This window comes from Domibacillus sp. A3M-37, from assembly GCF_024213455.1.
GTDB classification, from domain to species: domain Bacteria; phylum Bacillota; class Bacilli; order Bacillales; family Domibacillaceae; genus Domibacillus; species Domibacillus tundrae.
The window spans coordinates 1-13,164 of record NZ_JANAVL010000021.1 but is presented as its reverse complement, the minus strand read 5'-3'; the positions used below and the strand labels follow the sequence as shown (position 1 = coordinate 13,164).

12 protein-coding genes are annotated in these 13,164 nt (G+C 37.8%); 7 read left to right on the top strand and 5 right to left on the bottom strand.

Features of this window, described 5'->3' with window-relative positions:
- Positions 1–706 precede the first annotated feature (706 nt).
- Both NLX67_RS19520 and NLX67_RS19515 read right to left on the bottom strand, forming a co-directional pair.
- Positions 707–934 (bottom strand): hypothetical protein, encoded by a 228-nt coding sequence (locus NLX67_RS19520; protein ID WP_254313073.1) that lies wholly within the window; start codon positions 932–934, stop codon positions 707–709.
- 3 nt (positions 935–937) lie between these two features.
- Positions 938–1,222: a hypothetical protein gene (locus tag NLX67_RS19515; protein ID WP_254313072.1), complete on the bottom strand. Its 285-nt coding sequence runs from the start codon at positions 1,220–1,222 to the stop codon at positions 938–940.
- A gap of 1,412 nt (positions 1,223–2,634) precedes the next feature.
- On the opposite strand from NLX67_RS19515, the gene NLX67_RS19510 reads away from it, so the two are divergent.
- From NLX67_RS19510 to NLX67_RS19500, 3 genes are all read left to right on the top strand, one after another.
- On the top strand, positions 2,635–2,889 hold the full coding sequence (locus NLX67_RS19510) for a hypothetical protein (protein WP_254313070.1): 255 nt from the start codon (positions 2,635–2,637) through the stop codon (positions 2,887–2,889).
- 31 nt (positions 2,890–2,920) lie between these two features.
- Entirely contained in the window at positions 2,921–4,225 is a 1,305-nt protein-coding gene (locus NLX67_RS19505; RefSeq protein ID WP_254313069.1) for an FtsZ/tubulin family protein, read from the top strand.
- Between the two features lie 428 nt (positions 4,226–4,653).
- Positions 4,654–5,622: a hypothetical protein gene (locus NLX67_RS19500; RefSeq protein WP_254313067.1), complete on the top strand. Its 969-nt coding sequence runs from the start codon at positions 4,654–4,656 to the stop codon at positions 5,620–5,622.
- 1,678 nt (positions 5,623–7,300) lie between these two features.
- On the opposite strand, the gene NLX67_RS19495 is transcribed toward NLX67_RS19500, so the two are convergent.
- On the bottom strand, positions 7,301–8,296 hold the full coding sequence (locus NLX67_RS19495) for a hypothetical protein (RefSeq protein ID WP_254313066.1): 996 nt from the start codon (positions 8,294–8,296) through the stop codon (positions 7,301–7,303).
- 659 nt (positions 8,297–8,955) lie between these two features.
- On the opposite strand from NLX67_RS19495, the gene NLX67_RS19490 reads away from it, so the two are divergent.
- The 3 genes from NLX67_RS19490 (at position 8,956) to NLX67_RS19480 (ending at position 10,641) form a co-directional block, all read left to right on the top strand.
- The gene (locus NLX67_RS19490; protein WP_254313065.1) at positions 8,956–9,690 is read left to right on the top strand and encodes an SIR2 family NAD-dependent protein deacylase; all 735 of its coding nucleotides are present in this window, start codon (positions 8,956–8,958) and stop codon (positions 9,688–9,690) included.
- A gap of 357 nt (positions 9,691–10,047) precedes the next feature.
- Positions 10,048–10,278 (top strand): hypothetical protein, encoded by a 231-nt coding sequence (locus NLX67_RS19485; RefSeq protein ID WP_254313063.1) that lies wholly within the window; start codon positions 10,048–10,050, stop codon positions 10,276–10,278.
- Between the two features lie 48 nt (positions 10,279–10,326).
- On the top strand, positions 10,327–10,641 hold the full coding sequence (locus NLX67_RS19480; protein WP_254313062.1) for a hypothetical protein: 315 nt from the start codon (positions 10,327–10,329) through the stop codon (positions 10,639–10,641).
- Positions 10,642–10,936: 295 nt separating this feature from the next.
- Here the strand turns inward: NLX67_RS19480 and NLX67_RS19475 are convergent, their stop codons facing one another.
- A complete protein-coding gene (locus NLX67_RS19475; protein WP_254313061.1) occupies positions 10,937–11,179 on the bottom strand; it encodes a hypothetical protein in 243 nt (80 codons plus the stop codon).
- A 345-nt stretch (positions 11,180–11,524) separates the two neighbouring features.
- On the opposite strand from NLX67_RS19475, the gene NLX67_RS19470 reads away from it, so the two are divergent.
- The gene (locus NLX67_RS19470) at positions 11,525–12,388 is read left to right on the top strand and encodes a metal-dependent hydrolase (protein WP_254313059.1); all 864 of its coding nucleotides are present in this window, start codon (positions 11,525–11,527) and stop codon (positions 12,386–12,388) included.
- Between the two features lie 378 nt (positions 12,389–12,766).
- Here the strand turns inward: NLX67_RS19470 and NLX67_RS23325 are convergent, their stop codons facing one another.
- Positions 12,767–12,949, bottom strand: a complete 183-nt coding sequence (locus NLX67_RS23325) for a phosphatidylserine decarboxylase (protein WP_375143423.1) — start codon at positions 12,947–12,949, stop codon at positions 12,767–12,769.
- Positions 12,950–13,164 lie beyond the last annotated feature (215 nt).

Here is a 13,164-nt window from a genome sequence, read left to right as displayed (position 1 = left end):
ATAAAACTTGAAATGGAGCATCCTAAAAGTGTTAGGTTCATCCCATAAACGTTATGGTTTATCCCAAATATGTTATAGTTCATCCCAAAATTGTTAGGACAGGTATCCCAATAAAGTTATGGTTCATCCCATAAACGTTATGGTTTATCCTAATTTTGTTAGGTTTTATCCCAATTACGTTATGTCCAGGAAGCTTCAACGCTTGGTACCATTAGTTTTTTTTAGGTCTAAAACAATAAAACACTAAAAACATAAAAACAGTTATAGTTAAAACACTTAAAACACAGATGCCTGTTTGTTTATTTGACCTACATCTATTACATAATGTTAAAAAAATAAAATAAAACGGATAATACACTTTCATTTTTGACCCTAACATTTTTGGGATATTCAAATTTCTAATCCTAACATTTTTAGGACCAGGTAAAAAAACAGTTAGGTTTTAGCTTTTGTTGTGAATTCTCTTCTTAGAATTTCTTGACTGCAGATAATTCAATACAATTTTCCATCATCGGTATTTTGCCAGTAACACCGATTTGGCCCTCCATACGACGCCCGCCCTCTTTTTTACAAGATTCCGGTTGGGTATTCGAGTCTGATGAAAAAACTTGAGCTATACCCGTTTTAATTATCAGCCACGCCCGTCAACAAAAAACAGCCAGCACCGCTTCTTGTTAGCGGCTCGGCTGTTCAACAGGCTTTATTTTTATTCAGCTATGGAAATTCGACAGACCCGGCTATATGCCTGATAGGCTTGGTGTACATCAGAACCATCGTTTAAGTTTTTGATTTCTTCTATGGGCAGACCCGTATTTTTCATTAGGAGCTGGTTTAAAACAAACGGTTCACGCAGCAACAATATCCCTTCCGGCTCGTGTACTTTTTCTTTTAAGTTGAGCAAACCCCCCCCCTCTGCTGAATTCTGTCTGTTCATTTTTTAATTCTTCTTTAATTTAAGTAGTATAAAATGATTTATAAGTGGGAAGTCAGCTAAGAACCCATTAGTCTTCATTAAGTAGTTGCCTTTCGTTCCTGCCTTCGGTGCAAATTTCCCTGTGTTACCTTCTTGTGTAACTTCTGCGCTTTTTAGTTCCGGGAAGTTTTCTGCCATTGCTGCTTCCAGTGCGTTAAGGTCTATATTAGCTGGAACCTCAAGTTCTATATCTCCGTAAACCAATACTAAGTTTTCCATTCCATTTATCCCCAATGATGTATTAGTCATTAAAATAACCTCCGTGATCTCAACCATTTAAATTTTATTTTTTAATACCTAAGAGCAAAATCAATTATTTTTTTCCTTAACATTTGAAAACCAGACAAAAAAAGAACCTTACTTGATTGAATTTATTCCCACCTAATTAGGACTGGTCCTTTAAAATCTACTGCTCTAGAAAGCAATTCTAAATGTTCAGTACCACATTGAGGACGGATTAAAAACAGACTTTCAAAACTGTATCCATATCCGTCAGGTCTTTCACATTCATGAATTCATTAATCAATTTAAGTCGTTCGGAACAATAAATGCAAGTTGATTCCTTGCTCTTCCTATGCAGATAATTTTGTAAGTCATTGGTATCACTACTAATTCATAGCTCATTTCTTTTAACTTCCCAGCGATAAAAAGATTCATACTGATTTTTAATAAAAACAGTTTTGAGCAATGGCTCATGGTTTGATAATCGTTCGATCAGCGCTCAAACGCCAAACGTTCGATGATCGTTTCATCGTTTGATTATGTATTCATTAACTTTATAGCGTTCTTTCCGTCGTTTTAATGTTTATCGAACGATGTATTTTTTATCAAACGGCTTTTTCCTGTGATCGATAGCTTTCTTATACATTTTTTTTTACTCTGCTTTACGGACATGACGCGGCAAGAACATGCGAGCACTATTTAATCCAAATGCAATGCGGTTCCAGTCTTTCAAAATTGTTGTTTTAAGCAACTTAGGTTTTTGAAGGATGACGTTACGTTATTGCTTCACGCAGCGTTAAATTATCTGACTCGATACCTTGTTCTTCTAAGAAATCGATTGTGCTGCCGCTTGTGTAAGAATGTCATCTAGTCCATCATCCGTTAATGCAAGTAAAGCCTTGAACTCGATATATGTAAACCGGTCCCGGACGATATACTTGATGGTATTCTTGTAAATCGTACTTTGCTAATTTCTCAGCAACTTTTTCGCCTTCAGCTGTGTTAATTGTATAAATCGTAATATTTGGCGTAGTGTTATCCACCTGTGTTTTTTGTTACAGGGATAACATAAGCACTTGTTTAGAAAAAATCCAGTGGTAAAATGAAGTTCACTACCTCCTTTCAGTATTTTTTAGGTTCAATCGTGTGTCTTATTAGTGCTTATTGCCGCAACCTTTGCGTCAATTGAGAAAACTTGATAAATCAATAGTTCTAAAGTTTTTATTCTAGGAATAAAATATATTGAAAGCCATCGTTTTCCTGTGATATTATGAATACATTCCTTCTATTGCCGCAAATATTGACGCTATTAGCATCAAAGGTTGCGTCTTATATCCGCAATAGATATATACATTCATGATTGAAAGGAGGAACATTGTTAGATGAGGGTTGAGGAGTTGTTTCACATCCTGTATGAACGATGTAAGGACGAAGGGTTGATGTTTCTTGTAACTTTAGAGGACGCAAACGAGCCGCTTTTAAAGGACAAGCTTAAAGATCAGGTAAATAATTTTTACAAACATACATACAACATTGATACGGACCTTATTAAATCACGGCACACGCTTGATACATGGACAGCCCGGCTTGAAGGTGCAGGTCTTGTAGATGTTAAAGAAGTTGGACGAGCACGCATGTATTCAATAACTGATTTAGGAAGGACCATGATAGAATATGCGCACACTCAAAAGTAAAAAGAAGAACTGGAAGGGACGAAATAAAAAGATGAACCCAAACAATACAACGATAAATGATAAATTTTACGGAACAATGAAAAGTGTAGATGTGAGCTTAAAATTTGGATTTCTAGGTTTAGGCATGGGCGGCTGCTCAATCGCTGCAGAATGTGCGACGGTTAAAACACCAGATAATAAAAGCCCTTATACAGCTATTTTAGTTAATACAAACCTTAAAGATTTTGAAAAAATCAAAGCTCGTGGTAGAGAATCGATTCACGAAGTTAGACTAAGCGGTTATGAAGGTGGAGCCGGACGGGATATTGATAAAGGTGAGCAAGCTTTTGTTGAAAATGAAGAAGTTGTGATCCAAAGCATTCAGCGTAATTTTTCTGACAGAGATTTCGTTTGGGTTGTAGCTGGCTTAGGCGGCGGAACTGGGACTGGCGCGATATTGGCCGCAATTGATACATTATACAGAAATGGTTTTGAAGGAAGATTCGGCTTAATCTTAACGCTTCCACGGAATAGTGAAGGTGGAAATGTTCTTGGAAATGCGATCGAACGATTCCAGGAAATTGCAAGCGCGATGGAGCATATGGGTGCTATCTTAGTGGTAGACAACCAAAAGCTTTATAATGAATACCTCGAGGAAAATGCAAGCAGCAGCATTGATAATTTCCTAAAATATTGCAATTCATATGTAGCAGATACACTACATGAGTTAAACGTCGTAACAAACAGCTTTGCTCCTTTCGGCGCTGAACATTTTGATGCTAGTGAGTTTGAAAACTTAATCAAAACACCAGGATTTATTTCTTTATCAAAACTAAAACTTACGAATGCACCGGACTTGGATAATGATTCAACATTTAGTAACAGACTTTCATCTGCTGTTGTTGATGGTGTTTTGTCTGATGGATATGATTTTAACAAGACTGAGCGTGCTGCTGTGAGTGTTATTACAAACGAAAATGAAGCGAAAAAGCTTTTTAATCTCAAATTTACGAACAAAATGGAGCTTATTATGGACACATATGCTCCAAAAGCTAGTGAAAAACCAATTGCAACGTACCTCAACCCTGGTTTATCCGGTATTAATTTTTATATGGTATTCGCTGGTTTGGGATTACCTAAACGTATAACGCAAATCCAGTACAAAGTAATCGAATTTGATGAATCTAATCAAGAAGAACAAAAAGATGAAGTTCTCGAAAGCCTTTCTCTCTTCACTAGAAACAAAAAGGAAAAAGCAAAACCTGCTCCAACTGGCAGCCTATTTACAAAAAAAGATGTTTCTTCATCTCAAGATCCGGTTCAAAAACCAGACAGAAGCAGCTTATTTAAAAGATAATAGCAAAATCATTCCATACTCCGGTTATCCGGGGTATTTTTTGAATTTCTCTTTTAAATCAAGTTATCAAACGATCAAACGACTATCAAACGGCTAAAATACCTAAAATCGAAGCAACCGAACGAAGAAACGACTATCGAACGACGTTTATTATTACGTTTGATAATCATTATTCATCGTTCGTTTATTATTGTTAATCATTTTCAAACGACTTATCGTTCGAAAATGATATTTAATGATTTACGAACGACTTATAGATGTTTAAACGTTCGTGATTGATGATAAATGATTCTCTGACGATGGCGGCTTATAGTCGTTTCTTCGTTCGATAACAATTTATTTTTGTTGAATATGCCTAAAATCAAGTGTTTTTATAAAGGTTTTGTGGTAAAATTTCTAGTAACATGCCAGGGATTGGAGGGCGAACGATGGTGGAACGAGTTATTGATGAAAATGAAGTAGAAGAGCGGAGTATGAAGGAGATACTTGAATACGATTTTAAGGATGATCCTGTATATAAGCTTTGCTTGAATAAAGATGATTTAGAGCTTGATATGTTATTTAGTCCGGCTATATTAGGTTTAAGTAAGAAAGTAGTTTATAGTACGGTAGATGCGGGGAAGATCCTCCAAAGAAATGATTCTACAATACGTAATCATTTTCGTACTGACATTATCAAGTATATAAAGCCTGAAAAGCACGGAAAGTATTATCGCTTAGATTATAAATCTGTCTTTAGATTACATATGGTATTCGTACTTATGGAAAATACGTCAAGCACATCGACAGATATTTTGATAGAAGCGGGGCTGCAACAGCCAGAACCATTTGCGGACAGTAGCCCAACGATCAGGAAAAAGCAGGGCCACAAAGAGAGTGGATTACAATCATTTGATAGTGCAGGGTATGAAGATTTAGCAGAGCGCGTAGATATATTAGAGCATTTTAGTGTTGTGCAAACCCACCGGCTCAATATTTCTGAATATGAAAAACAAATAACAAGACTCAATCAAATTGTCATGGAGAATGCGCATGAGATTGAAAAAATCAAAACAGCTGAACACATCAAATACTTAGAAGACAGACAATCTCGTTTACTAACTGCCTCATTAAATAAAACGTTTGAAAAGAAGGGTTTCTTTGGTTTTAAGAAACCAGACAGCTTGAAGGTAGAGCTGCCAAGTGACCTAGAGGAAGAATTGAAGAAAAAGAAAGAAGACCTTATTGCACAAAATATTAAAAGTCATGAAGATCAAGTAGCTAATGCAAAAAGTGAGATATTAAGAATTGAGAAGGATTTGGAACGTGAGAGAGGGCGTTTGGATCAGTTAGCAACTAATGAAGAACATAGGATAGAAGCTAAACCTAAAGTTATTGAAGAAAAAGCCAGTACATAAACGTACTGGCCTTTTTTATTTAGAACGAGGAGAGCAGACGTAAGCCAGTTCTTGGTTAGCCATATGTAAAACCCCCGTTGATAATATTTGTACAAACATAAACTTTCTCCAATCAAAGTAATACCTAAAACAAAAAAAGGGGAGCGGCGGCTGCCGCCTCCATTATCTCAACATAAAAAACTACCCATTAGAATATCTAAGGATAGCTCCAATTTGTGTTTCGAAGTACTTTAATACTTGTGCTTTTAATTCGTATTTCAGACGGACGTTATCATAGTACGTAATTTCACCAGTAACATAATTAACGGCTTTATCTAATCCCCGCTCTACAAGATACAAAATGCCAGGATTATTCTTGGATTCACAAATAGTGACAGGAATGCTTCCTCTATTTAGTTTCAGAATGCAGTTGCAGACAATACCTTGAGACCGTTATGACTCACTAGGAGGAAATACTTTGATTCCTCCAGTCCAAAAGCGGGCTGCTCCTTTTAATTTTTGCCATGATTATTTTATGGAAAGGAAAGCATAATGTTATTATCTGGCTTCTGTTAATATGGTTTCAATAAAAGAGCGGTGCGCATTATGACGGATTCTTTCAACTTGGAAGAATATAGATTATCCGACGAGCGTTAGCCAGGGTGTGCTCAATGCTCCCGCTATTTCTAGCCAAGAAAAACGGATGATAATTGTCCGAACCGCAGAGATAAAAGCGTTGGCGCGTATCACGGGCTTGACAAGTGGTCTGGTTTCGACTTCTCTAAACTGCCACCAGCAAAGGATGCTTGGAAATACATATAGAGTGAGCTCTTTAGAACCTGGTGATTGATTAAGCCGCACCATTGCCATCCAGTTTTCTAACGATACACAATGATACCGTCGCAATAGCAGGACGGTTGGGAGTCTGCAGCCGGAAGCTTATACCTCCTTCTTTGGTTTTTTTAGCTTTTATAATCCGTCAAATGAAACGAAAACCGTGCTATCACCAGCAAGTGTTTTAAAAAAACGTGCTATAGCCGACATGTATTGGGTTTTAAGTTTAGCAAATATTAGAGAATTCTTATAGTGCCATCATTTAAAACCATGCTATCACCGTCACATGTTCATGATTTTTGTAGTTAGGAGCCATAAAAAAAGAAGAAAAAACATAATATTGAGCATATGGGAAAAAGCGTGCTTTAGGCGACACACGTTATTACAAACCCTGCTCTTACCGTCACATATAATGAAAAAACCCTGCTATCATCGTCACATGGGGATAAATCAAAACCCTGCTATCATCGTCACATATAACACGTAAAACCCTGCTATCATCATCACATATAACACGTAAAACCCTGCTATTAGCATCACCTATTCGACAAAAACCCTGCTATCACCGTCATGTGTATAAATAAATAAATAAGCGCCTCAAGCCCAATAAAAACAAGGGTTAAAGGCACTTATCAACATTGTAGATAACTTGTATTTCCTTCTTTAATCTTGTCCCCATTTGTCGATCATTGAAATTGGGTTAGATTTTAATCTTTATTAAGATAAGCGGATTTGCTTACCGCTCATCATCTTAGATAGTGGTCTAAGTCCGCCGTGGCGTCCTTTAGGTTGTGGATTTGAATCAAAGGGAAAACCGCCCTTTGATTCAAATCCACAACCTTAAATTTTTTTCCCCAACAGCTAATTAATCATGTTCTCCAAACAATCCTCTAACGAACTCCGTATAATCATCTAATCCATTCGTGTTTAAACGAAACATAAGGTCCGGGTGAATTAAATATCGGGTCTTGTTATTAGTTTTCAAGATCATGACAGCCCCAGCTTGCTGCAAGTAATCCATATACTTGTCAATTGTGGCATTATTAACGTTTTTATGACCAAGAATTCTGCCAATCTGGGCTTTCTTTAAATGCTTTAAAACAGAAGTTTTAGCTTCTTTCCGCTCCCGCTTAAAAACATCAAGAATTGATTCCCCATCCTTTTTAATATCCTCATCAGAATTACTTACTAAATAATACGTTTGATAATGGAAGTAGGGAATGACAGCATGTAATAAACCCACAACATCAATAATATCTACCTTTTTCGTCGTTTTTGGATGGTTATTATAATCGTTTTGGATCTTTTCAACTTTAGCGATAACATCTGCTAATTTGTTTTGAAAGATCTTCACAAATTTTTCAGAGCCAGAGTATTTCCCCATTTGAAAGTACGTTTCATTCAACACGTAATGGTTTTGCTTACCGACACGGATCTTTTCAAGCAACTTAAACTGCACAAATTTTCGTAATCTCCGACTGGCGTTTTCTCTTGCTACTCCCCAAATTTGAGCAATCATTTCATTGTTTAACGCTTCACCATCTTTTGCTAAAGGTTCACCATTAAACTGGGCGTAAAGAACTAGCTGCATAAAGTGACGGCGATCAGAAATAGAAAAGTCCGATATTTCTAATGTTTTAATGGAATTATGCTTTCCCATCACATATCGTCCTCTGGTATCCTGAACCCTTTCACTTTCATTTCTCATCTTTTCAGCATAAACTTCTGCCTGCTTTTTGTTAACCCAGGTATGATTCTCTGGATCATTAATAACCACTCTTGAACTTGGCGTAGTATCATCACCAGGGTAAAACAACTCCATTTGCCATCCGGTTTGATTTTTCCTGCCATTTTCACTCATTGCCGCGCATTCTCCTTTTGACAAAAGGGGAGGGCTCACCGTATAATTATCACACACTTACATTGATAACAGTCGTTGTACTGCTAATTAAGCGGTGGCGACTTCCCAAGCTTCTGATCCCACTCAGAGGCTTTTTTTATGTCGTTTTATGATTTGAAAAACATGGGTATTATCCCAAACTCATCATATCACAAAAGTTCCCTATTAATAAATCCGCTTTAATATTCCTACCAAAAAAGAATTGCACACATGTTTACAACCTACACAGCTCTCACAACAATGATAGCTGTGTAGGTTCCATAAAAAGAGTTTATATCTACATTTATGGCATTCAGTAGCCAAAGGAAGTATATGAGAATGCAGGTGAAAATAAAAAAGTATAATGCTATTTTTCATTTCTCTTTTTTTGTCATTTAAAAGGGCTATAACTCATTGCTGCCTGCTGATGCTCCCACGGCTGAAGCCGATGGGCTTTCTTTGGAACATTTTATAATCAAGCACCCTCAATTGTTGCGACAAGACACAATCTAAAAAACTAAAAAGCAAAAATTCTGTACAAGCAGCAAGCTAATAAAGAGTGGTCCATGAGGGCTGCTTTTTATTTTGACTAAAGTATTTTATTATGAATGATATCCGTCAAATGCTAGGAGGGACTTAGTGTGACAAAGGAGACAACCAAAAACATTGCCGAGCTTTTGAAACAGTCAAGCTATGCAGTTATCGTAACTGGCGCTGGCATCTCGACTGAAAGCGGCCTTCCCGACTTTCGTTCGCAAGGCGGTCTTTGGGATGGCAAGCGCCCAGAAGAAATTTCCCACGCTTCTAAAGTAGGAACAGGTGAGTTCCGCGAATTCTTCACAAAACGATTGAATGATGTAGCCGAGCATGAACCTAATGCCGCTCACCACCTTTTGGCAGAGTGGGAGGAAAAGGGATTGGTTAAATCCCTCCTTACCCAGAATATTGACGGATACCACAAAGCGGCTGGAAGTAAAAAAGTTCTTGAGCTTCACGGACATCTTCGCTACCTCACTTGTGATGAGTGTGAACGCGATTATGATGCAAGTAAATTTACGGTTGAACACAGTGATGCTTGTGTAGATTGCGAAGGAACTGTTCGCCCGAATGTTACTCTCTTTGGGGAGGAACTTCCACACCTTGCTTGGTCTGAAGCGATTCAGGAAGCTAGAAAAGCGGATTTAGTTATCGTTCTTGGCACATCTCTTCAAGTGTGGCCGTTCAACTCCTTAATTGATGAAGCATATCAAGGAGGAAATGCCGCCCGAGTTGTCATTGTAACTGAAAGCGAAACACCATATGACATGATCGCAAGTATCCGACTGCATGATAAAATTACAGCAACCTTGCAAGCAGTAAACGAATATCTGATATAACAGCACCACTCTCCGGTGCTGTTTTTATTTTTACTTTTTTGCATTTTTTACCTTTTGAAATCCCTGCTGTAAAAGAGGAACCGGCACCCGTTCGTTGTCCCTATTAAAGCAGACCAAAATGCTACCACAGGTATGAATAAGTCTGCAAAGGCTGGAAAAGGTAATGTGAAGGCTTCTAAGCCTATGGATAGGAATAACAAGAGTAATGCAACACAATCAGCTTGTGGCTTTAATTACGATGAGTTATTTGAATCAGATCTTGGCAGACCGGAGACTCTATCATCATTACACCAACTTTAATACATTAGTTCGTACTATATCAATGCCGGGTCAAGCCCGGTAAAGGAGGATAAAACAATGCCTACATTTGAAATTGAGCAGTTTGAAACCTATGTCCGCAATTACAAATTAGAAGCGGATTCAAAAGCCAAAGCATTAAAAAAGTTATTGTGCGGTGAAATCGAACAAAGCGGCCCGATGAAGTATCACTCCATTAACCTTGAACTCGGAATGAGCATAGAGAAATTAGGTGAGAAACTTTACTATGAATTGTTGGGAAAAATTTCTTATTTCTTTGCCGATGGTTAGATTGAGTCCATTAAATCGATTGAAGAAGTAAAGGAGGAAGTTTGCTACATGATTCGAGTTGCCTTTTTGCTGAATGTTGTCTGGCCAGTGTATATCGCGGATTTTAAAGAAGATGGTACTTTGGCTCGAAATCTTGATGGAGAGATTTTAGATCCTGGGCTTTCAGAAAAAGAACTGGAGATAACGTTTGAAGATAAAACCGTCATTTTAGCCATTAAGCATTTGGAAACGGAAAAAGAATTGTGGGATGAAAGGGCTCGACTAGCAAATGAGCACCGGGTTTATAAAAGCCGCATTCAACTTCTTTTCCTCGATCCGAATAAAAAGCCTGTTTTACCGCCAAAAGAAGAAGAGGACCAATAATTGTAACTTTTGCATATGATTTTACAAAAATGATTACAGGAAAGATTTTAACTAGCGCAGCCGCCTAATGATAATTCTGCTTATAATCCAATAGGTGATTTGAGTCCGGACGATTTAACTAGCGTTTTACCGCATTTATTTTTTCTTCGGCTGTAAATCTAGTCATAAGAAAAGCACCTCCAATTGTTAGTTGGTGTCTAACAATTGGGGTGCAATTCATTGTGGTTTGCTCAAACCGGAGTTTTTAGGTTGTAAATTCAGTTTAATCGAGTTTGTGGGCGCTGCATCCACTGATTCAGCCTGCTTTCACATTAAAGACCCGGGAAACATATGTAACCGCATATCGTTTTTCCGATGGCAGGGTTAGTGTTTCGAGCATAAATGTCGGCACACAAAAGTGGAGGGTGAAGTGATTTGATTCCATGTCTGTGAGTGTCTGGCATTCAGGGATGGTATCGATTCGATTTCCCGTATCACAGTCTGAAGAATACAAAAGCACTTCACCGTATGGTGCAATATCGGTTTCGAATAGGCGCACGCAGAACTCGCCGCCTGTTCAAAATGCGTGGTGAGTTACAGACTATAAGATGAGGGGCTTGTCATTTACACAAAATTCTTGACGCTCCCAAATAAAATGGTGTTGAGTTTTTCTGATTGAGGTACAATAATAGTAAGAATTTTTATCGAATTAAAAGACAAGGCAGTAAAAGTAAATTATATCGATTGGCATAACAAGCCGCTTAAACGGCTTGTTTTTGATGGAAAGGGTTTTTAATAAAACTCCGAATTTTCCACCCTATGTATGCCCGAACATAAACAGGTTTTTTTAGTTTGAAATCGAAATAGATACATAACGCTATGCGGTTGTGGGGGGAGGGATTGCATGGATAGCATCACACATACACTCTTTGGGTTGAGCTTATATGGTGCAACCAAAAAAGAGGAAAAAACAAAAGAATACAAACGGGCTCTGCTGTTTACCACTGTCGTGGGAAGCCAAATTCCAGACATCGATGTGATCTCCAAGCTGTGGGATACGGAAGGACTATATCAAATGTGGCATCGGGGCATCACGCATTCCTACTTCATGGCGCCGATTTGGGCATCGATCCTTTACTTGGCCTGTATATGGATCTGGAAAACAAAAGACAAAAAGCTGTTTTTCATCGGCCTTCTTTCCGTGTTCATCCATGACACCAGTGACATCTTCAATGCATGGGGAACGGGGGTCTTGGAGCCGCTGTCGCAAGCTAGGGTGACGTTCGGCGTCATCCCGATTGTCAATTTGGTTTTTTGGCTCATCATGTTGGCAGGATTCCTAGCAGTGAAAACGTTAAAAAAACCCTCGCACTGTGTTTTCAAGTGGGTATGGGGGCTGATGGCGTTCCATGTATTGTTGCAGTCAGTCGTCGGTTATCATCTTTATCAAACGGTGAAACAAGAATATGAGCAGGTGGCCCTTTCGGCTGGCTTTGTTCCGTTTCAGTTTCAAGCTATCGGGAAAAACAACGGGAACGTGGACATCATTCAGTTTGATATCTGGCAAAAAAAGAGCGATGTTACAACGCTTTCTTCCGATGACCAAGCGGACCTGGCTCCTTTGTTTGCCCAAAATCCAGAAGCCAAAACGCTCGTGCAATGGTCTCCTTTTGTGGTGGTGGTCAATGATGAACAGCGATTAGGCATCTATGATCCTCGGTTTTACCGAAACGGTGAATCATTTTTGTATGAGTATATCGAAAAATAATGAGTTTTAATTTTATAGATTTGTCATTTTAAAAGCTACTTAAGCAGAAGTGATAATGATATCACATCATGCTTTTATCACATTGGAAAAACAGATGAAAAATCTATTTTTTTCATTTGAAACACAGGGGAGCATTTGTTGAATATTCGACAAACGAATTAAATAACTTTATTATCCATTTTAGGAATGCAATTTATAGTAAGTATGGATATTTAAACAACTTTAAAGGGAGATTCTACACTCACAAGTAGAATCTCCCTTAGTTTTTTACAGTAAAATTAATCGACTTTATTATCTACATACAATAAATAGATTGATATAGGCGTTAAAATCCCGTTCAGACAATTTTTTTTGGTCAATCCACTCATAAAATGACACCTATTGAGAAATACATCCGATTTTTTCTCCATATTTTATTTCTTTGCCTTCGCGTAATGCGGAGGAGATTTGGAAGTTTCCATTTTCTATCAACAAAATAACGGTAGACCCAAATGAGAAATAAGCTAACTCTTCTCCCTGTTGTATGGTTTCACCCGGATGAGTAAGGTGGATGCTATTCACATTTACATGGTTGCATACAAAAGCAGGTATTATAGAAGCCGAGAGGGAAGCGGATTCAAGTGCATATCATTTAAAATGCTTGGATGAGACAATTTGTTTAAAATAAAAAAGTCCTCTCTTGATCAAAAAGGAGGCTTATTCAAAGTTAAGACGAACATAAAAGCATTTTTATTTTTCTAAAACTTGATTTATCACTTCACTCGGTTTGCTGTTAT